This is a genomic window from Streptomyces sp. NPDC107562 (assembly GCF_055657325.1).
In genome coordinates this window covers 48,735-68,570 of sequence record NZ_JBVKBE010000014.1, presented here as the reverse complement: position 1 = coordinate 68,570, position 19,836 = coordinate 48,735, and the positions used below count along the sequence as shown (strand labels likewise).

11 protein-coding genes are annotated in these 19,836 nt (G+C 67.5%); 3 read left to right on the top strand and 8 right to left on the bottom strand.

The window, feature by feature from the left end; translation table 11 throughout:
• Nucleotides 1-106 precede the first annotated feature (106 nt).
• From drmB to ACZ7LV_RS30660, 5 genes are all read right to left on the bottom strand, one after another.
• Nucleotides 107-1,972 (bottom strand): DrmB family protein, encoded by a 1,866-nt coding sequence (gene drmB, locus ACZ7LV_RS30680; protein WP_471944081.1) that lies wholly within the window; start codon nucleotides 1,970-1,972, stop codon nucleotides 107-109.
• The gene (locus tag ACZ7LV_RS30675) at nucleotides 1,969-5,226 is read right to left on the bottom strand and encodes a helicase-related protein (RefSeq protein WP_471944079.1); all 3,258 of its coding nucleotides are present in this window, start codon (nucleotides 5,224-5,226) and stop codon (nucleotides 1,969-1,971) included. The genes drmB and ACZ7LV_RS30675 overlap by 4 nt, the downstream gene beginning before the upstream one ends.
• Entirely contained in the window at nucleotides 5,223-7,127 is a 1,905-nt protein-coding gene (locus tag ACZ7LV_RS30670) for a UvrD-helicase domain-containing protein (protein WP_471944077.1), read from the bottom strand. Before ACZ7LV_RS30670 ends, ACZ7LV_RS30675 begins: the two co-directional genes overlap by 4 nt.
• Nucleotides 7,124-11,887, bottom strand: a complete 4,764-nt coding sequence (locus ACZ7LV_RS30665; RefSeq protein WP_471944075.1) for a DEAD/DEAH box helicase — start codon at nucleotides 11,885-11,887, stop codon at nucleotides 7,124-7,126. The genes ACZ7LV_RS30670 and ACZ7LV_RS30665 overlap by 4 nt, the downstream gene beginning before the upstream one ends.
• A 200-nt stretch (nucleotides 11,888-12,087) precedes the next feature.
• Nucleotides 12,088-12,276, bottom strand: a complete 189-nt coding sequence (locus ACZ7LV_RS30660) for a hypothetical protein (protein WP_471944074.1) — start codon at nucleotides 12,274-12,276, stop codon at nucleotides 12,088-12,090.
• A 544-nt stretch (nucleotides 12,277-12,820) separates the two neighbouring features.
• Between ACZ7LV_RS30660 and ACZ7LV_RS30655 the strand changes: the two genes are divergently transcribed.
• The 3 genes from ACZ7LV_RS30655 to ACZ7LV_RS30645 are packed head-to-tail and all read left to right on the top strand — an operon-like array spanning nucleotide 12,821 to nucleotide 16,860.
• Nucleotides 12,821-14,974, top strand: coding sequence for a helix-turn-helix transcriptional regulator (locus tag ACZ7LV_RS30655; RefSeq protein WP_471944072.1), 2,154 nt, complete (start codon nucleotides 12,821-12,823; stop codon nucleotides 14,972-14,974).
• A gap of 3 nt (nucleotides 14,975-14,977) precedes the next feature.
• Nucleotides 14,978-15,973, top strand: a complete 996-nt coding sequence (locus ACZ7LV_RS30650; RefSeq protein WP_471944071.1) for a hypothetical protein — start codon at nucleotides 14,978-14,980, stop codon at nucleotides 15,971-15,973.
• Nucleotides 15,970-16,860, top strand: a complete 891-nt coding sequence (locus ACZ7LV_RS30645; RefSeq protein ID WP_471944069.1) for a DUF6339 family protein — start codon at nucleotides 15,970-15,972, stop codon at nucleotides 16,858-16,860. The genes ACZ7LV_RS30650 and ACZ7LV_RS30645 overlap by 4 nt, the downstream gene beginning before the upstream one ends.
• Here the strand turns inward: ACZ7LV_RS30645 and ACZ7LV_RS30640 are convergent.
• From ACZ7LV_RS30640 to ACZ7LV_RS30630, 3 genes are all read right to left on the bottom strand, one after another.
• Nucleotides 16,823-18,211 (bottom strand): DNA cytosine methyltransferase, encoded by a 1,389-nt coding sequence (locus tag ACZ7LV_RS30640; protein WP_471944067.1) that lies wholly within the window; start codon nucleotides 18,209-18,211, stop codon nucleotides 16,823-16,825. The genes ACZ7LV_RS30645 and ACZ7LV_RS30640 overlap by 38 nt on opposite strands.
• An 11-nt stretch (nucleotides 18,212-18,222) precedes the next feature.
• Nucleotides 18,223-19,218, bottom strand: a complete 996-nt coding sequence (locus ACZ7LV_RS30635; protein ID WP_471944066.1) for a DNA cytosine methyltransferase — start codon at nucleotides 19,216-19,218, stop codon at nucleotides 18,223-18,225.
• 136 nt (nucleotides 19,219-19,354) lie between these two features.
• Complete coding sequence (locus ACZ7LV_RS30630; RefSeq protein ID WP_471944275.1) at nucleotides 19,355-19,783, bottom strand: very short patch repair endonuclease; 429 nt, start codon at nucleotides 19,781-19,783, stop codon at nucleotides 19,355-19,357.
• Between the last annotated feature and the right edge of the window lie 53 nt (nucleotides 19,784-19,836).

The following is a 19,836-nucleotide window of genomic DNA, read 5'->3' as shown; positions in this document are numbered from 1 at the left end:
GGGGTCTGTACCGACTGCGGTCGGCGGTAGTCCCTGCCCAGTTCGAGTTGGGCCGCTTCGCAGAGACGTGTTCTGCGAAGCGGCCCAACACACGCTCGGTGAGTTGCTAGCGGCTCAGTATGTTCGCGAAGAAACCCACATGGGGCTCCTCCGGGATGCCGACGAGGAGTGCGCGGTCCAACAGGATGTTGTTGTGCTCGCAGCTCGTCTCCGGGAGCATCACGCAGGCGTGGCATGCCGCCAGGTTGATTCCGCCGGCGCCGGACGCCTCGGTCTCCATGCAGAGCGGGTCCGAGGAACACCATTCGGCACGGCGGACGGCCGAACGGGTCGTGCGAGCAAGGATCTCCGGCTCACCTTGAGCGACCAGACCACCCAGACTGCCCGCGGAATCGCTGGTCGCCGTGTAGACGAGCACGCCGGCCATGTCGTCGGCGGCGTACAGGCGCTCGCGCAGGGATGCGGCCGGGTAGCCCGCCTCCAGGCTCCACTCGTTGATGAGGACGTGGGCAAGGGTGTGCAGCAGCACCATACGAGGCGTCGCGGGGGAGGGGACGACATGGCTCGGGTCGTCGGCTCGCTGCTCCAGAACGCGCTGGTGGGCGGTCCGCATCCGTTCGATCCGGGCGGCCACCGCCGGTGCCTTCTCCCAGGCGTCCAGCCGGGCCTCGTCCAGGCGGAGGAAGACTCCCTCGCCTCGCACCTCCATGGCCGGGAGCCAGCGCAGGGGGTGCTCGGACAGCGGCATCTCCTTGGAGTCGGTGGTCGACTCCGCGTCGACGAGCCGGGTGAACGCCTTGAGGGCGCGAACCTCGCGGAGCTTTTTGACCAGCATCGGGCCGGTGAGGCCGAGTGGATCGAGCACACCCTGGTCGCCCAGCGGGGTCTCGCAGACGAACTGCTCGTCACGGGTGTGTTCGCTCTCGTCATTGCCCGCGCGGAGACGCTCGTACTCCTTGTTGCGCAGGGCACGGTAGCGGTGGTCGAAGGTGGGGGCCGACTCGCCGTCGGGATCCTCTTCGCGCTCCGCGTCGAGCAGCGCCATCACCTCGTCCAGCGGTACGGGACTCTTCCCCTTGAAAACACCTTTGAGGTAGATCTCGACATGCTCGCGCTCCTCGTACTCGCGGAGCGCTTCCCAGTGTTCGGCGAGTGGATCCGCGCGGCCGTCGCTCCACGGCGGGATGGAGAGCGCCGACTTCAGTACCGGCTGCCAGACCGCCGAGGAACCGCGCTGCAACGTGCGCAGGGGAAGTCCACACTGCTGAGCGGGGGCGGATGCGCCGAGCCATGGACGACTCCCTCGGCACTTGAGGCCCAGGTCCTTGAGCGCGTTCCTGCGGAAGGAGCCCTCCATCGAGACCTCGGGGGCCTGCCCGCAGGTGCAGGAGATCAGGATGGAGCGGAGCGAGGAAGTGCGCCCGGACGTACGCAGCTTGAGCTTTCCTCCGCACAGTGCGCTCGGCGAGGCGCCACGCTCCTTGGAGCGGTGCATCCACTGCCAGTACGGAAACTCGCCGACGTGTCCGGCCTCGCACGCGACGACGAAACGCGAGGGGACCAGGTCGACCTCACACGTGCCACAGACGCTCCTGCCGGCAGGCGGATTGAAGTCGCGGTGCCGCTGCAGGTCGTTGCACTCCGGGCAGGAGTGCATCATGGGGAACCGTCGGACCCGGAGACCGTCCCTGCTGGTGTCGTCGGACGCGGGCGGCAGCCGGAAGTAGTCGACGCCGAGCAGCCGGGCCAAGCGCCGTTCATGGATCCGTGGGGACTCGTCACGACTCCAGCTCTGCTCGGCCTCGTCGAGCCCCGAGACGATGAAGGACTCGTGATCCACGGCGACGAGCGACCCGACGCCGTACGTGGTGATCGCCTGGGCGCGACGGACGGCGCCACGCCGCGGAAAGTTGTGGACGGGTGCGGCGCCGTTCGCGCCGGTCCGGCGACGGCGGGCGGGGGGCGGGGTCATCGGGTTCCCTCCATGAACAGGGCGGTCTCGGCGTCGACGTCGCGCAGGCTCCACAGAGTGGACCACGCTTCTGCCTCCTCGGACTCGTCGTCGTACGCCTTCAGGAGCGATGGGGTACGACGGCCCCTCTGAGGTTCGAACAGCAGGCCACTGTGGATGTCGGCCTCCTCGCACCACCACTCGACGAATTCGTCGAAAGCACGGGAGACAGCGTCGGTCTCCTCCGGGGTCACCGCCTCGACGCGTTGCAGGAGGATCGCCTTGATGCGGCCCCGGAGCACGTCTTCATAGGACTCGACCTGGCCCGCTCCCTCGTTGGGGCGGGCGGCCGGAATCATGATGCGGGCGAGGGCGACGATCACCGCGTGCAGGCCCCGGTCACGCGCGCGGGCGGAGAAAGGGGTGACGGAGGTCGATTCGACCTCGCGATACAACGCAGAGTGGAAATGCAGGAAGCTTTCGTAGTGGGAACGGTCCCGGGACCGCGTCGAATTCAGCATGACCGTGACCAGGCCGGGGTGCGCGCGGCCGACACGGCTGGTCGCCTGGATGTACTCGGCGGTCGTCTGCGGCTGGCCCATCACGGCCATGAGACCGAGGCGGTCCACGTCCACACCGACCGCAATCATGTTGGTGGCCAGGAGGACGTCCACGGTGTCCTCGTCGGGCAGCCGCTTCTCGATGCCCTTGAGGCGGGTGGGGATCTCGCTGGCGTCGATACGGCTCGTCAGCTCCGAGTAGTTGGCGACCGAACGGACCTCCACGCCCTCACGCTCGGCGAGCAGCTCCAGATAAGCCACCACGTCGTCATGGACCTGGAGTTCGGCCGCGGACAGCAGCCGGAGGCTGTTGAAGTAGCCGACGAGACTCCAGTACGCGTCACGCACCTCGTCATCGGTCTTCGCCTGCTTCGCCCGGTGCAGCAGGGTGGCATACGTGCGGATCAGCAGGGTGGACTGGCTGGTGCCGGGGGCCAGGAGGCCGACGTAGCGTCGGCTCGCCTTCTCCTGGCGTGGCGTCTCCACGGCGAACCATGAGTCGCGGGCATCCAGGCCGGCAGGCGGGAACTGCCGCACATCGCGGGCGAAGAGGTGGAGACCCTGGTCTGCGGCGCGGCGAATGGTCGCTGTGGAGGCGATCACCTTCGGCCGGTCGGCGAGGGCGTCGACGGCGGTCTCGTACAGGCCCGTGAGGGTACCCAACGGGCCGGAGATCAGATGCAGTTCGTCTTGGACGATCAACTCCGGGGGCGGGGTGCCGTCGTCCGGGTCGTCGTCGCGGTTGAAGAGCGCGGAGGTCGCGGGGCGCCATGGCATCGACGCGAACTTGTCGACGGTGGCGATCACCAGGGTCGGCCGCGCGTCGTACACCGCCTCGTCGATGAGGTGGACGGGCAGACCGTCGGTGAACTCGCAGTCCGCTCCGGTGCATCGGACGTACATCCGCTTGGCGTTTTCGTCGGCCTCGTAGTTCCGGGCGTCGAGGCGTGTACCGCACCAGGGGCAGGCGTGCAACTGGACGGGATTCTCAGTGGCGAGGCGCTTGTCGAGGTTCCTCCGCAGTTCGTCCAGCTTCTGGTCGGCGACGGCCAGCGTGTTGGGGGTGGCCGAACGCCCCACCCACATGCCGACGGAGAACTCCTCTTTGCCCAGCTCGGGCGTCCGGCGCCGCATGTTCTCCATGGCGCAGAGCAGGATCGCCGCGCGCTCGAACTGCTGGAGGGTGAGCAGCCGCAGGGTGTAACGCATGAGGACGGTGACTCCGCCGCCGTCCGCACCCCGCCGAATGCGACGCAGGAACGACGTGAAGGCAATCAGCCCGAGGTAGGCCTCCGTCTTGCCACCACCGGTGGGGAACCACAGCAGGTCGGACACCTGCCGATCGCGGTGCGCACGGTCGTCGATGCCGGCCAGACAGAGCAGCAGGAACGCGATCTGGAAAGGGCGCCAGCGGCCGGCGGCCGGGGCGGGGACACCGACGCGTCCGTCCTTCACCCACTTGCTGCGGGCGCGCTGATCCGCCATGGCGCGGTTCGCGAGGCGGAAAGCACGCATGAGATCGGTCTTGGTCCGCAGCAGCTCGATGCCTTCACGGACACGGTCGAGTGCCTCGCGGCAGGCACGCACCTGGTCCTGTGCGGGCTTTTCGTGGACGGTACCCGTCAGAGCGTCCGTTTCGGTCGACTTGCGGTCGATCCAGTGCTCGTACCCGGTGGCCAGCCCTTCCAGAGCGGCCAGGACCTTGGTGTCCGTCTGCTCGGCCAGCCCCAGCATCGACAGTGCCGAGCTGTCGATCTCCGGGTTGGAGTCGGTCAGCAGTACCTCCACCGTGGGCACGAACTGGCTTCGCACCTCGGGGACGGCGGGCTGTTGGGCGTCGATCATGCCGATCGGCTGCGGAGTCCAGTCCCACTCGGCGGCGCAGCCGTGGCCGACAGCGAAGGTCGGGGCGTGGCGGTGCAGCAACCGACTCAGGGCGATCTCCCCGTCGTGGGCGGCAGCGGGGGCGGGACGCTCCACGAACGCGGTGGAGCCGTCGGCGGCCCGAACCGTCAGACCGCACTGGAACAGGGAGAAGGCGTCCTGGAGATCCCGCTCACCTACTTTCTGGGTATTGATCAGCGTGACCGTGACCGTGACTGTGTCGGTGGTCCGATCGTGGCGCCGGATGTTGACGTGCAACGCCGCTTCCGGCGCGAGCTGGAATGTCTTCCTCGGATCCGGATGTCTCACGTCGAGGTGCTGCTCGGGGAGGACGAGTTCCTTGCGGCGCCACCGCTCCCGCTGGTCGGCGGTGGTACGGGCCTCGGCGCGGCGGGCAGGAACAGGCCTGCCCTCGGCATCGGTGGGTTCGTAGACGGCCGCGCGGGCAGAGACCACGATCGAACTGCTTATGCTCGGGCGGACCGCGAAGGTGAGACCCATCGACGAAGGTCGCCTGTCACCCGCGGCACCGACCTCGTGTGCGGTGCCGGACTCCTCGACGTCTACGCGAGTGAGCACAGGGGCCGCGTCGAGGCCTTCCTGCTCTGCGGCGTCCTCGTCCTTGTGTTCCTTCGCCGCGCTGTCCGCGGCACGGGGATACAGAACGCCCGTCAGGTAGCGGTCGAACGGCGCGTCCTGCGCGAGAATCTCTCCTCGATCGTCCGGTTCGGCGTCCTCGGCAGGGCCCAGGAGTTCACGGCGGAGTCCCACCAGGAGTTCCTCGTCCCGGACCCGGTAGTGCTCGGTGTGTGGACCTGCCACCTGCGTCATGCGCGCTGCTCCTCGTGGTCGTCGGCTCTCCTGAACCGGCCGATGCCGGTGATCCGCGGCGTGATCCATACGCCTCGTTCACCGAGTCCGACGTTCGAGCCGGCGGCGATGCTGCCGGTCACGGTCTCCAGGGTGTCGATCCGCAGATCGTGGATCTCGTCGGGCCACCAAGGGGTCCAGGTGCGGTTCACCTTCTGTACCTGGAAGAGATCCTCGCGGAATCGCTGCGAGGCTTCCCCTATCTCCCTTCCGCCGTGCATCAGGGCGTAGGGCGGGCTCTCGACCTCACTCATCGGCAGGTCGTGGCGCTTGCGCAGCAGCACTTCCTGGCCGGGACGCACCTGTGCCAGGAGATACGCCTGTGTGGTGACAGCGTCTGTTCGAGGACCGGGCGGGTTGTCCCGGCACACGTCGCCCGCCTCGGCGACGATCCCGTACCTGTCGTACGACCGCCACGACCCGAGGTAGCGACGTCCGTGCCGTCGGCCTCCCGCCCGTTTGAAGTGCGGCAGTTCGGGGGGCGCCACGTGGTAGAGGTCCTGGCGGGCGCGTGTCATCGCCACGTACAGGGCGCGGGCTTCGGCTGGAAGGTCCAATTCCTCCCGGTACCGCTTGTGGAGCTCGGCGACGGTAGGAGGGGTCAGCACGATCACCCTGTCGAACTCCAGGCCTTTGGCCCGATGCACCGTCGAAAGGACGATGCGGGCGGCCTCCGGGTCTGCCGCTTCGTCGGGGAATCTGCCGTCGGCGACCGCGCGGCGCAGCCTGTCCAGATCGAGCACCCCGCGCCCCGGTCCGCGCGCGACCCGACGCAGCACCGTCCACAGGGCTGGGACGTTCGGTTCGTACGGGAGCGGGATCTCCGAGAGGAGTGTGCGGAACCGGTCCTCGGTGAGGCCGGTCGCCTCCGTGCGTCGCAGCAGCTCGGCCACCCAGTACGGCACCGGACGCTCCTCCAGCGGGCGCCGCAGCCGGTGGTCGATGCCGTGCGCGTGCAGCATGCCGGAGATCACGAGGGCCTGTTGATTGTCCCGGGTGAGGACGGCGCAGGTGTCGGAGAGGTCCCGCAGGCCCGCCAGGGTGAAGTCTTCGGCGAGGTCGCCCATGCCGTTCGCCGGATCCAACAGGAGGTCGCGCAATTCGTCGTAGAGCCTGCTGGCCTCGTCCGCGTCGGTGACCTGCTGGAGAAGGGGGCCGTGCGTCAGCGCGACCCGCGCCTCGGCGGTGGTGGCCCGGAAGTTCCGGGTGAGACGCAGCTCCACCAGGTCGTCGGGGTAGGAGCAGCGCAGCCAGTCGAAGAATCGGCCGGTCTCGTCGACGCGCTCGTTCAAGTCGTGGATCTGGAAGCCGTACACGGACTGGGCGGCGTCTCCGACGACGGTGAAGCCGCAACTGTCCTGGTAGCGGTCGAGGAGCGTCTCGACCAGCTCGCGGCGTCCGCCCAGCAGGTCCTGCACCTCGTCGATCACGACATGCGCCGGTGGGACCGCGTCGCCGACCTCCAGCGCGCCCTTCTCGATCGCGCGGGTCGCGGCGGCGATCCGCGCGTCGAACCCGACCGTTCCCCATTCGCCGTCGGGGTGCGCCTGGAGGAGCACCTCGTAGGCCCACGCGTCGAACGTGCGGGCACGTACCCGAAGGGCCCGCTCCCCGTGCCGGGAGATCCGTTCGCGCAGCTCCCGGGCTGCTGCTCGAGAGAAGGTCAGCACCAGGATCTCGGCCGCCTCCAGGGCCTGGTCCGGGTCCTCGTGACCGCACAACGCGTCGAGCCGGCGCACCAAGGTGTGGGTCTTTCCCGCTCCGGCGCCCGCGGTGACCAGGATGCGCGCATCCCAGGGCTGCTCGACCACGGCCCGCTGCTCGTCGGTGAGCGGAGGGCTGTCCAGGTAGGCGTCGATCACTTCCGGCTCCAGAGGTGCTCGAACTCGGTGAAGGCGAGGTCGGTGTCGAAGTTGGTGATGTTGTCGCTGATGTTCAGGATGAGGCAGCTGTCCTTGCCCCCGTTCAGCGGTCCACGCAGTCCGCGACCGATCATCTGCTGGTAGACGTTGGTGCTGTAGACAGGCCGGGCCACGACCACTGCACGCGTCGCCGGGGCGTCGAAGCCCTGGGTGAGCACACCGTAGTTGGTCAGGACCCGGATGCGTCCGCTTCGGAAGTTCTCGACGCGAGCACGCCGGTCCTGTGCACTGGTCGTCGAGTCCACCGCGGCGGACGGGACGCCCCGGTCGTTGAGCAAGGCCGCCAGGTACTTGGCGTGGTCGACGGAGGTGGCGAAGAGCAGCGTCGGCCAGCCGTCCGGCAGCTCGGCCACCGAGTCCACGATGCGGCGACTGCGGGCGTGGTCGTCGGCAAGCCGCTGCTCGGCGGAGCGGGAGAGCACGGCCATACGGTCGGCGTGTGTCTTCTCGTCCCGGGTGAGCTCGATCCGGCCGCCCTCGAGAGTGCGGTGCTCGACTTGAGCGAGCATGCCCCAGTCCTGGAGGTCACGGTACGGATCGCCCGACGGGAAAACTCCGTCGTCGAGTCGCCGGTTGCCGAAGCGGCTGACCAGGCGGCGGGTCTCCTCCTCGTTCTTGTTCCGGAACGGGGTGGCGGTGAGGCCGAGCAGATGTCGGCCGGTCTCATACTGGGTGAGTCCCAACTGGCCGAGGATCTCGGTGTACCGCTTGGAGATGGCGGTGTGCGCCTCGTCCACGATCACCAACGCGGCCTGACGCAACCAGGCGTACTGGTCCGTCCCCAGGCACCGTTCCAGCTTGGCGTCGGTGGCGACCACCAGGTGCGGGTGGTCGACGACATTGCCGACCTCGTTGGTGGTCCACAGCCGACTGATGGTGAGCGGGCGCTCGGCACCCACCTTGCTCCAAACGAACTTCCAGCTCTGAACGGCCTGTTCACACAGCTCTTCGGTCTGCGCGATCCACAGCAGTGGACCCCTGAGGTCGCCGACCCGCTTCACCCATCGGATCACGGCCTCGGCTGTGACCCGGGTCTTGCCGGCACCGGTCGGCAGGGAGAGCATCCCACGCTGCGGTGCCAGCCGGTCGAGCATCGTGGAGATGTTCCGTACCAGATCCTCCTGGTAGTCGTGGAGGCGAGGGAAGTCCCGAGGGCCGTCCACGGTCTCGAACGGAGGAGGCGACGGAGTTCTCGAACCCGCGAACGAGACAGGGAGCTTCAACTCAGAGACGAACGCGATGGCGGCCGACGAACCTCCGTACCCGACCGGCGCGTTGGGAAAACGAGCCTGGATGTCGCGAGCGTGCTGCTGGAGCACTCCGTCACCGTGCGCGTTGAACGCCATCTGTGCGATTCGGCGCCCGGACGGCTCCGCGCCGTCGGCCGCCTGCAACTCGGCCTCCATCAATCCCTCAGGGAGGCCGGCCCTGAGCGCGTCGGCACCGATCAGCAGCTCGATCTTGGCCACCACGTCCGTGGCCTCGCGTACCGCCTTCTGCGCTGCCTTCAGTTCGCTGTCACGAGCCATCCGATCCTGATGCTCCAGGACGGCGCGGCAACCGGCGGCGCCGAGACCGAGGCCGAGTTCGCGGTCGATGAGACGCAGCATCGGCTCGGGCTCAAGCGGCATGCGCACCTTTACGGCGCCGTCCTTGCGCACGGCATCCAGGGGGGACGCGTGCGTGCCGTTGGGCGTCCGAGTGACCTCCTCCAGTTCGCTGCACCGTTGCACCATGTGGTTCCGATGCCCGCTGTTCAGGCGCTGCCGCAGGGCAGGGAACAGCTCGACCAGAGGGACGGGGTCACCCTCCGGTACTTCACGGGTCTCCCGACTGATCACGTCCGTGAAGCGGAGCATCCCCCACTTCTCGATCATCAGCTCTGCGTCCTCGGCGGTCGGCACGAGGAGCGCCGGGAGCTGCTCGGCGCGGAGTGCTTGGTACTGAGCGGTTCCGACCGCGATCGTGATCTCCTCGTCGGGGCGGGTGCCCCAGACGTTGCCGATCCGGCAACGGGTCAGGGAGCCCTCGGGGAAGTCCGCGCCGAATCGGGTCAGCATCACGTAGGTGGCGCCGACGAAGGAGTCGTCCTCGCTGCGGGTGATCTCGTCGAGCAGCGCGTCCCACCGATCTGCGGGAACCTCGTCGACGGTGGTCGGGAGTCGCAGCCTGCGAGCCTTCTCGGGAGAGATGTCAGCGACCGGTAGCACGTCCCGGTATCCGGCGAGCTGGGGGCCGACGGCCTCCCTCAGAGGCTTGATCCCCTGAGAGGTGGCCACCGTGCCGAACTTCCTCAGCATCCACCGGATCGGCGAGACTGCCGCCTGACGGGTGCTGGTCTGCGCGCCGATCTGCAGCGTCCAGTTGTCCACCACCGCGTCGTCCGGCAACACCTTCAGGAAGGCCGCGCGCGAATCCTCGGAGAGTGCCCGGAAGAGGTGGAGCGGGCCACCGATCGCGGCGCCCTCGACCTTCAGCCGGTTGAGAGTGGGGCGCGGGGCGCGACTGTCCAGACCCCGGAGGTACGCGGCGTGGACGGCCTCGCGGTACTCCTCGAACCAAGTCTCGTTTGTCTGGGGCTGTATCCCGCCGGAGGGGCGTTCCCGCAGACCGACCTGGGAGAAGAACGGGGTGTCGTCGGAGTGGAAGGTCATGTCGACGGCGATGCTCGGGTCGCGCTTTGCGTCGACGACGACACCCGGCAGCATGCAGTCCTCGACCGGCCGGAACCGGCCGTCGGCGGTCCGCACCCGGATCGTCGAGCGTGGAGTGGACACCCGCTCCAGGACTTTGTGGGCCAGTCGACGGACTCCCGCCTGGCGGAACAACTCCCAGAACCGCTCCCAGTCCGAGTAGCTGTAGTGACCGAAGCCTTGGTCGAGGACGCTGACGAACCTGCCCTCGACGTCGGCCTCCCGGATGCCCAGGGTGTTGAGGGCGTGAGCGAGCGACGGATCATGGGCAAGCTCGTCGACCACGTACACCAGGGCCTCGCGCAAGCCGCCCTGATCGGCCCGGCGGAACACCTTGCCGTGCACGGGGGCGACGAGACCGTGCTCCTCGGTGAGCACGATGTGGGCCGTGCGGGCCTCCTCGGCATAGGGAGAGTGGGCCTCGACCATGTCCGCGAGGATTCGGACGGCGACTGCGGATGCCTCGGGAGTCCCGCTCGCGACCAGGGCCTCCAGCCACTCACGGACGCCGGTCCGCTCGTGTCCGGCCGCGCCGATGATGTGCTCGACCTTGCCGGAACGCAGGGCGTCCGCCTCCGCGCTCGGGTGCAGCCAGTTCGAGGGTCGCCCGGGGCACTCGTTCCACATCCGCAGCCAACCGGAAAGCTTCCTCACATCCTTGTCGAGCCGCGGGTGGATCCGCAGGTGCGAGGGGACGCGCAGGACGCCGTCCTGGTCAGGCAGGGAGGGGCTGTTCGCGGTGCGGGCCCAGATCTCCCTCGTCAGGAACTCGTCGGCCCAGCTGATCGCCTCCTTGACGCGGCCGGGCAGCAGAGGCAGATAGGCGGCCGGGTCCTCGGCCGTTGCCATGGAGGGAAGGGAGTCGACCACCAGCTTCGCCGACACCCTGATCATCTCTTGGTTGAACGGGGAAGAGTCGAGCAGGTTCTGTCGGTCCTCGTTGGTCTTCCAGGCTCCGTTGAGAATGCCGCTCAGCGACATTTCGTACTTGGTCGGGAAGAAAGACCAGAACTTCCCGCGTCCGCGCGACCTCGGGCTGACGTACAGACCACTCTCCGGATCCTTCTCCAGGGCCGGGACACCCCATGCGATGTCGAGCAGAAGCCGGTCGTGCAGCTCTCCGGCATCCGCCCGGGCACTCGGTCCGGGCTCGTGAGTCGTGCGGAACACGCGCCATCGGTCGGTGGTGACGGCCTTTCCGGTCCGCTCCTCCACGACCGTGTGCAGGTCGCCGGTCTGCCGGGTGGTCAGCGTACGGCGGGCCATGGGACGGGGCCGGCGGTCCTCCAGTACGACCTTCGCGACGTGCGGGGAGAAGAGCTGGAAACCCACCGGGAATTCCTCGCGCGGGTCGCCGTGGTCCTTGGCGCGACCGCCGTGCATGTCCCTGCCCAGCCGCTCGTCTGCCCTGGCGAGCAGAGGAAGACGGACGACGGTGGTGGCCCAGCCCAGCAGTTCGTTGAGCACATGATCTGCGGCGCGCTCGGCCTGCATGTCGAGAGGCCGGGCCATCCGCAGCACCGGGGCGTCGAAGTCCGGGCCGTAGCGTTCCATCACGCCGCATACGGTCTTGATCTGCTCGTAAGACCAGGCACGGTCGAATCCGAAACTCCCGCTGCTGCTGAAGAATTCAGGTGCGTCGGTCACCACGAGGACGGATTTCACGCCTACTCCGAAGCGTCCGATCTGACCTCCACGCTTCTTCGACATGCTCATTCGAAGGATTGTCTCGGCGCCCTCAGGGGTGACCGGAGTACCCTCGTTCGCGCAGTACAGATGGGTATCCGTGAGGACGATGTAAATTCGCCCGCCCGGCTCTTCGGTCATTTCGTCCGCCGCGTTCTGGACGAGTTCGAAGAGCTGGCGGTCGCCGTATCCGCCCTGGGTGATCCGGCGCTCGCCATTGGCGTGCTCGGCCACGAGGCCGGGGTCCACCGAGTAGGTCTGCAAGACGCGTGAGGACTGTTCGAGAACGGTTTGGACTACGGATGAGGACGAAGGTGGCACTGCTCTGCACTCCTGAGTCGTGAAAGTCCGAGTGAAATGTTCAGCGATGGGGCAGGTCGCGCCGGCTTCGTCGAAAGACGGCGCGTTCCTGACGTGGTGCTGGTGTAGTGGCGTCGCAGTGCCTTCGCGGGCGGAAGGCGGTGGGGGGCCTGCCAAGAGCAACGATTGAGGCTGTGAACTGCTCTCTTGCTGTCTCGCTCTCAGGTCGTGGGGAACCCGTCCGGCGGCAGACCGGGAATCCTGCCCTCGGGGGAGTCCTTCTCGGACAGGTCGTGATCCTGGAGAATCTTCACCACCTCGGCCGAAGTCTTGGCTGTTTTGATTCCCAGTTCGAACGAACTCATTTCCCGAGCTGAAAACAAGAAGTCGTTGTATCCCTGTTCAATCATGGATAGCGCACCCCTATTCAGGTAGCACAGGGGTGGATTGGGCACACGTCCCCCCGCGAAAAATGGATGACATCGATGGTGAATCCCGCTTCGGGATTCTTGTTGGCTGAGGACACTAGCGGGCATCGGTCCGGTGTCGCCAGCTCTTTCGTCGAAATAATCTGCGGTGGTCCAGTGGCAACTGGTGTGTGCCTCGGTCCCCTGGTGCGGGGCTGAATTTGGGTGCACTTCTCCCCCGGCCGCCCAGCCCTCCCGATTTCGGGTTTCGTGAGCGAGATGGGATCCCCATCGTCAACAAAGGTAACGAGGTTCACTCGAAGGCGCAACCCCAACTCTCATTCATGCAAGGGGAGTTGACGGCTCCGAATGGAGAAGTTTCGCATGTAGGGCGACACTTGACTATTCGGCTCATCTTGGACATCGAGGCCAAGGGATCGCGTGATGGGGGCGATCAACTGTTGGTTGACGCTTCTGGGCCTGTCAAATTACCCTCGTGGTCCACAGCACACGATCTGCATGGACTCCGAAGAAGAGCAGGTGACGCGTGGAGACAGGTGAGGAGTTCGGGCCTTGGTTGGCCCGACAGCTCAAGCTCGCGGGGAAGACACAGGCCGAGCTGGCCGACGAGCTGCAGCTGACTCGGGCCGCCGTGTCCGCGTGGATCACCGGCAGGTCGACTCCTCGCCCTACCGTCATGACGGACATCGCCAAGGCGCTCGGTACGGACGTGGGGACCGTTCACACCCGCACCACCGACACCCAGGCCGGCCTCCCGGTCACCTGGTACCACCGCCCCGGCTACTCCGACGGCGGTCGTGACCTGGGCAATGCCGCTGCCTTCGCCTTCGACGCCGACGTGCAGGTCCTCGCCCGCGAGACTTGCCAGAACAGCCTGGACGAGCGCCTCACGGAGAACGGTCGCCCGGTCCGGGTCCGGTACACCCTGCACGAGCTCACCGGTGAGGGCCTGGACTCCTTCCGCGAGGCGATCCTCTGGAACGATCTCTTCCCGCACTACTCCGCCGTCTCCGAGGCCGCCGGCCACCAGAAGGTCGGTCGGGTCGTGGACGCCGGGGTGCGCGACATGTACGAGAAGGGCCGTCTGGTCCTGTTGCGCGTCGACGACTACAACGCCTCCGGGCTCATCGGCGACGACTACGCGGACGGCAAGTTCGCCGCCGTGGTCAGGCGTCAGTTGGAGAGCCTCAAGTCCGGCCCCGGCGCGGGCGGTTCGTACGGCTTGGGCAAGGCGACGCTGTGGGCCACCAGTGCGCTCGGACTCGTGCTCATCAACTCCACCCTGTCCGTGCCCCATGAGGGCCGCACCGAGCGACGGGTCATCGGACGTCTGGAACTGCCCTGGCGTGAGGTGGATGGCGAGCCGTACGCGGGCCCCGCATGGTTCGGGCGCCCCGATCCCGATTCACCCGGTGCCATGGTCGCCCGTTCGTGGTGGGCGGACGAGGAGACCGTGGCAAATCTGCATCTGGCCAGGGAAAGCGACGAACCCGGTACGTCCTTCCTCATCGTCGGCGCGCACGACGTGGCCAGTCTGGAGGGGACCACGTCCGACGCCGATGCCGAGTCGATCGGTGACGAGGAGGGCGACGAGGACACGCGTGACATCCGCAAGATGCACGGCCGGCTCGTCGAGGCGCTCGGGCGGGACTTCTGGGCGGCGATGACCGGCGGGGGCAACAGACTTCCCCTCCTCGAAGTCTCTGTCCGCGCCTTGCGCAACGGCAAGGAAGTCGTGCCGGAGAGGCAGGTGGACCCGTCCGTCGAACAGCCGTCTCGGACCCGTGCCCTCAGAGCGCACTACGAGGGCACCACCGTCGATCGTCTCACCGAGTCCGGGCAGGTGGTGGCGCGGAGTGTGCCGCTGAAGCTGCCGCTGTCCGGTGGTGGTCACGGAACGCTCGGCACGCACCAGGCGGTCCTGTTGGTCACCGAGGCCGAGGGGGACAGGGACGGCGACGGGGGAAAGAACCAGGTGCACTCGCTGCGCGGCAACCGTATGACCGTCAAGAGGGCCGGGGTTCAGAGGTTGCCGCTGGGGACCAATCCCTTCCAGGCCGTTCTGTTGGTGGGGGAGGCGGCCGGCGAAGCTGCCCCCTTCGCGAAGGAGGCTGAGGAGTTCCTGCGAGCGGCGGAACCGCCCGAGCACGACCGATGGGGCCAGACGGAGGAGCTGACCCTGCGCTGGTCCCCGTCCGCGTATCGGCGCATCAGTGCGCTGACTGCCGAGGTCAACAACGCGGTCAGGGAACTTGTCGCACGGCCGAAGCGCAGCAGCCGCGAGGGCGGAGAGGCTGTGCGCAGGGCGTTGACCGTGAAAGCGAAGCCCAAGGCCAAGGCACCCGCCGGGCCCGTGGTTCCGGTGCTCGAGGGACTCGACGCGATCATCGGGGACGCCGGGGAGTGGCAGATCGCCGCCGAGGTGAGCATTCCGCGTGGTGACGAGGTGGTCCCGATGGTGCCGGTCGCTCAGTTGGACGTGCGCTCCGGAGGCCGCCCGAAGCTGGACTGGGCGGAGCTCGTGGCCGTCGAGGGCTGTGAGGTGGAGGACGGGACGCTGCTTTTCACTCCTGGCGTGCGTCGCGCAAAGTTCCGAGGGTCCACCGATGTCACCAGTCATCCGGTCAGGACCTCGCTCACCCGGCTCGTCGTCGAACTCCGCGCCGGCAAGGGGGAGTGACGCGTGAAGATCTACCCGTACAAGAGGCTCAACCGACCGATCACGCTCAGGGTGACCTCGGTCTCCCTCAGGCTTTCCGACGGTACCCGCGATCAGTTGGAGACCACCGCGTACTCGTCGCAGCAGCAGGCTGTCGCGCTCGGCATCGCAGGCCACACGGACTGGGTGAGCGCGACCATCGGCCTCTCGGCGACCCTGCCACCCGGGGCGAACGTGCCGGACGCGGCATGGTCCGATCTGTGTGTCCTCGCCGTCGTGACGGACGGCGAGACGAACCTCCGCACCTCCAGCGCACTCACGTGTGATGCCCCGGGCGGCCGGGACTGGTCGGGTTCCGTTGAAGTGCTGCGAGACGACCACCTGGGGCGGGCCTCCCTCGCCGTGTACGCCGTCGGGACCGTGGACGGAGTGGACGGTAGATCCATCGCCGAGACCGACCGGAGTTGGATCGTCGACACCGTCTCCGACGAGCCGGTCCGCGGTCTCCAACTGGACGTCCAGACGGCGTCGTTCCGGAAGAGCTCCCGGGAATGGCTGCAGGCATACGCCGATGCGCCCTGGATCGTGGATGCCTCGGCCAGGGTCCCCACCGTGTTCGTCAACACCGATGTCGAGGGCGCCATCGGTCTGTTGGACAGCAACAGCTCGGGCGTGGACGGCAAGGTGCGTGACCTCTTGGTCGCGCAGATGGCCACCGATGTGTGGACCGCGGTCTTCCACGGTGCGATCGGCGACCTGGAGGTGGAGCCCGGCGGCGGCCCTGTGTTCCCGACCGACTGGCAGGGCGAGGTGCTCCGGGAGATGCTTCCGGACGTCGTTCCTGGCGTCCATGTCGAGGAGGCTCTGCGACAGGTCCATCGTCGGCGCACCGGCGACTCGGGTTGGGTCGAGCTCCAGACCCGGATCCACTACGCGGCGATCCGTCGTGCCGACGCCACGAAGGCGCTCGCCTATGTCATCCGCGGTCTGGAACAGATGAACAGGGAGAGCGAGACGTGATCACCCAACCGAACCATGTACCGGAGCGCCTGGCGCTGCTCGCCACCTCTGCCGTGGACCCGTTCTTGACCGAGGAACTGCTCAAAGGCGAACAGGTCCACGGTGGCATCAATCTCGCCAAGGTCGTCGAGCCACTTGCCGAGGATGACGCCAGATGGTGGGTCGAGCCGATCCGAAGCCTGGTGGAGGACGCCATGTTCGAGTTCCGGGAAGACCGCACCCGAGCCGACGCGTGGCTGGCGCCACGTCTTCATGCCACGCTGCGCCTGACGCGGCGGGACGCGGCGGACAAGCGTCTGTGGAACCACCTGGCCCTGGCTGTGGCCCCTGACTACGTCGCGTGGCGCCACTTGTCGGAGCCGACGGCGAAGAGGCCGGAAAGGCGAATCGCCGCAGAACGTTTCCGTGGCCCCGCGGACCGTCAGTGCTTCTCTCGCCTGTGGTGGGCGGCTGAGCTCTTCCGGAACGGGCCGGACTATCAACCGGTCGAGGCCGCCTGTGGGAATCAGGACCTCATCCACACGGTCCTCCGGATGGAGCTGATCGACCACCGGCCCACCGCCCAGGCTCTGGTCCGGCTGCTGCAAAACGGGGCAGTCACCACAGGACGAGAGATCTTCGGCCTCAGCGTCGCGATCAATGCGGCCGGCGCGACCCTGATCTACGACATCCTCGGGCCGGACCAGCGCCGTGACCCCGCGCGTCTGCGGGATTGGATCGCGGAAGCGGAATCGGCGCCACCGGTCGAGCGGTACGAACTCCCGAGGGGACCCGACGAGGACCCTGCCCCGGAGAAGTCCGTGGCCGCGCTCACCGGCTACTTCGCAGAGCTCTTCGAGACCGCGCCGGTCAGAGGCCGAGTGGGCGCGGACCGTCCTCCTGCTTGACCGACTTCTTCCTGCGCGGACGCGACGAGGGAGGCGGGACCTGGTCCTGAGCGCGCGGGCACTTGTCCGTGCACTCGTCCGGGTCCCCGCAGCCGCGGCTCCTCAGCTCGGCCCGCTGGTCCTCCGAGGCTGCGGGCCACAGCTCGCGCAGGACCTCTGTGTCGGGGATGGGAAGACCGAGCGCGGCGCTCAGCAGGTGCATACCGAACGCGGGCGGTACGGCATTGCCCACCTGCTGAGCCTGTGCCGTACCGGACCACGGATAGCCCGGCGGGAAGCTTTGCAGTATCCCTGCCTCGTTCATGCTGAAACGCGCACCCTCGTGGACGATGTTCTCGTCGAGGTGCTCGAAGACCACGAAGCGGGAAATCCGGCCGGTGACGGTGGCGGCGGGCTGCTGATCCGTGCGTACCCCACGGCGCCCCGGGTTCCCGGAGCTTCCGTAGTTCGAGCGGACCAGAAAGGGCGTGGTTCGCCCGTGGTCACGTAGGACGTCACCCATCGACTTCCACTGCTGCTTCGGCTTCGGACGCGGCTTCTCGACGGCCTCTTCCTGGAGCTTCTCCGCCTCCGTCGTGCTCGACTCGTCCAGGGTCGGCTGATGGATCTGGCCCTCGGCCAGGTCGCTCCTGCGATTCCATTGCTTCGGCACGTAAGCATGGTGGGTCGCCTCAGGCAGTGAGGGTTCACCGAGTTCCACACGACGAGCGATCAGCACCGCGCGGGATCGCGTCTGCGGCACTCCGTACGTCTCGGTGGCGAGAACATCGACGACGACCTCGTACTTGGTGCCATCGGGCAAGCCCTGGTTTCTCAGTACCTCGGCATAGCGGTGCCAGACCGGGGCGACCGTGGGTACCTGCTCCAGGACGATGACGTCGTACGGGCGGTTCGCCCGGTTCGGGCTCCTGGTTGCCTGGATGGCGTAGCGAAGAGGCTCGAGCACCAGGGCGGTGCGCGGGTCGTCGCTGAACTTCTTCAGGTCCTCATCGATCTCTTCGTCGGGCTTGCCCGCCACCAGCTGGTCGATGTACCGCTCGACTTCCTTCAGTGCCTCACGGCCGGCGCCGTGACCGGCCACCGAGTAGGTCTGGCAGGGCGGTCCACCGGCCAGCACGTTGATGTCCGGCGGCAGCGACTCGAAGGCATTCCGGCGAACCGCGCTCACATCGGCGTGGAGGGTGTGCAGACCCGCCGCGTATCGGGTCAGGCAGGCGCTCTTGTCCCATTCGATGCCGAGGCTCTGGATGTTGAGCTTGTGCGCGGCGACGTCCAGCCCTCCGGGTCCTGCGAAGAGATCCAGGACAAAAGGTCTGTCGAGGATGGACTGGTGTGACGCCGTGCTGGTCATGGGGCTGAAGTCTAGCCGGCAGCGAAGATCGTCGAGTCACTCTCCAGCGCTTCGGCGACGGCTCGCCCGAGCGCCTTGCCGACAGGGGGTGGGGTCGCGTGGCCGACCTGGCGGTAGCGGGCGGTCTTGAGCCCGCTGATCTGCCATGTTGCGGGGAAGCCTTGCAGCAGCGCCGCCTGCTCGACCGTGAGCTTCACCATATTGTCCCTGCCCATTTTCGGATCCCAGAAGAAGTCCGGGCCGGGAACCGTGTCCCCCACGGTGTGTGCGTTGACACCCATCGTTGCCCACTTCTCCTTGGCTCTCGTGGGTCCCAAGTCGGCGCCGCCGCGGTTCTTCGACCCGCCGACCAGCGTGGGAGCGGGCTGATCGGCCTGTGCAGCCCAGCGGGCCGCGTCCGTCCAGCCACGTGCGGCCATCGACGACTCCAAGGCGGCACCGACCGTCATCGATTCCCGCGCTGTCGGCATCGGCGGCCGAAAGGCCCTGGCCCACTGTCGTCGGACAGCCACCAGCACGCCGTGTTTCCTGCTCTGCGGTACGCCGAAGTCGACGGCGTTCACGACGAACCAACTGAACGCGTATCCCAGGTGATCCAGTTCGGCGTGGACGAAGTCGCGGAACCCTTGATGGATGTCCGAGTGGACGAGCTCGGGTACGTTCTCGATGAGTACGGCCCGCGGCCTGATCGCGTGAACGAGATACACGGCTGCTTCCAACAGCCGCTCTTCCGAGCCGGTGTCCACACGTCGGGCGGTCGCGCTCGACCTCACCCGCGGCAGGCCGGCCGAGAGAAGGTCCACATCGTGACTCACGGGGTGCTCGACCGGATCGAAGTCCAGCAGGTCGGTGCGCAGGACGTTCCACCGCGGTCGGTTGGTCCTCAGGGTCTTCACAGCGAGGTCGTCGTCGTCCAGCAGCAGGCGCGGCTCGAACCCCGCCTGCTCCAGTCCGAGGGCGAGGCCGCCCGCTCCGGAGCACACATCGACGAAGGTCAGGTCCCCCACTGTCTTCCCCCTCCTCATACGCTTTGCCGAACACAGCTGCACTGCTGCTTTCACCCCAACGGCCAATTGCTCGGGGCCTCATGTACCCGGAACCGCGGCGCCGTTCAGCCTTCCGCGATCAGCCATTCGCTCCCCCTCAGCTACTCCGGCGAACTTGCTTCAGCGCCCTCTGCTTCCGTCGGTCCCGGTCCAGCTTCTCCCGGTCAACCGCTGTACGTACCGTCGCCGCCACCTCTTCGGTCGGTACGTGCTCCCAGAACCGCAGGACCGTCCACCCCATCGCGCGCAGATGCTCCGTGGTCTCCCGATCGCGGGCCATGTTCCGGTCCAGCTTGCGGCGCCACCACTCCGCGTTGGCCTTCGGTTGAGTGGCGTGCTGAGGGCAGCCGTGCCAGAAGCAGCCGTCGATGAGGACCGCGACCTTGGCCCGGGGGAATGCCACGTCGATGCGTCGCCTGGGCATGCCCGGCACGGGGTACTCCACGCGATAGCGCAGCCCAGCCGCGTGCAGCAGCCGTCGCACGGACAGTTCGACACCCGTGTTCTTGCTCGCCTGCTTGCTCATCCGGGCCGAGACGCCGAGAGAGGAAGGCATCACGTTGTCCACTGTCGTCGAGC

Excerpts from the sequence above, each read along its gene's own strand:
- drmB (WP_471944081.1), bottom strand. The coding sequence starts at position 1,972 with ATGACCCCGCCCCCCGCCCGCCGTCGCCGGACCGGCGCGAACGGCGCC.
- ACZ7LV_RS30675 (WP_471944079.1), bottom strand. The coding sequence starts at position 5,226 with ATGACGCAGGTGGCAGGTCCACACACCGAGCACTACCGGGTCCGGGAC.
- ACZ7LV_RS30660 (WP_471944074.1), bottom strand. The coding sequence starts at position 12,276 with ATGATTGAACAGGGATACAACGACTTCTTGTTTTCAGCTCGGGAAATG.
- ACZ7LV_RS30640 (WP_471944067.1), bottom strand. The coding sequence starts at position 18,211 with ATGACCAGCACGGCGTCACACCAGTCCATCCTCGACAGACCTTTTGTC.
- ACZ7LV_RS30630 (WP_471944275.1), bottom strand. The coding sequence starts at position 19,783 with ATGAGCAAGCAGGCGAGCAAGAACACGGGTGTCGAACTGTCCGTGCGA.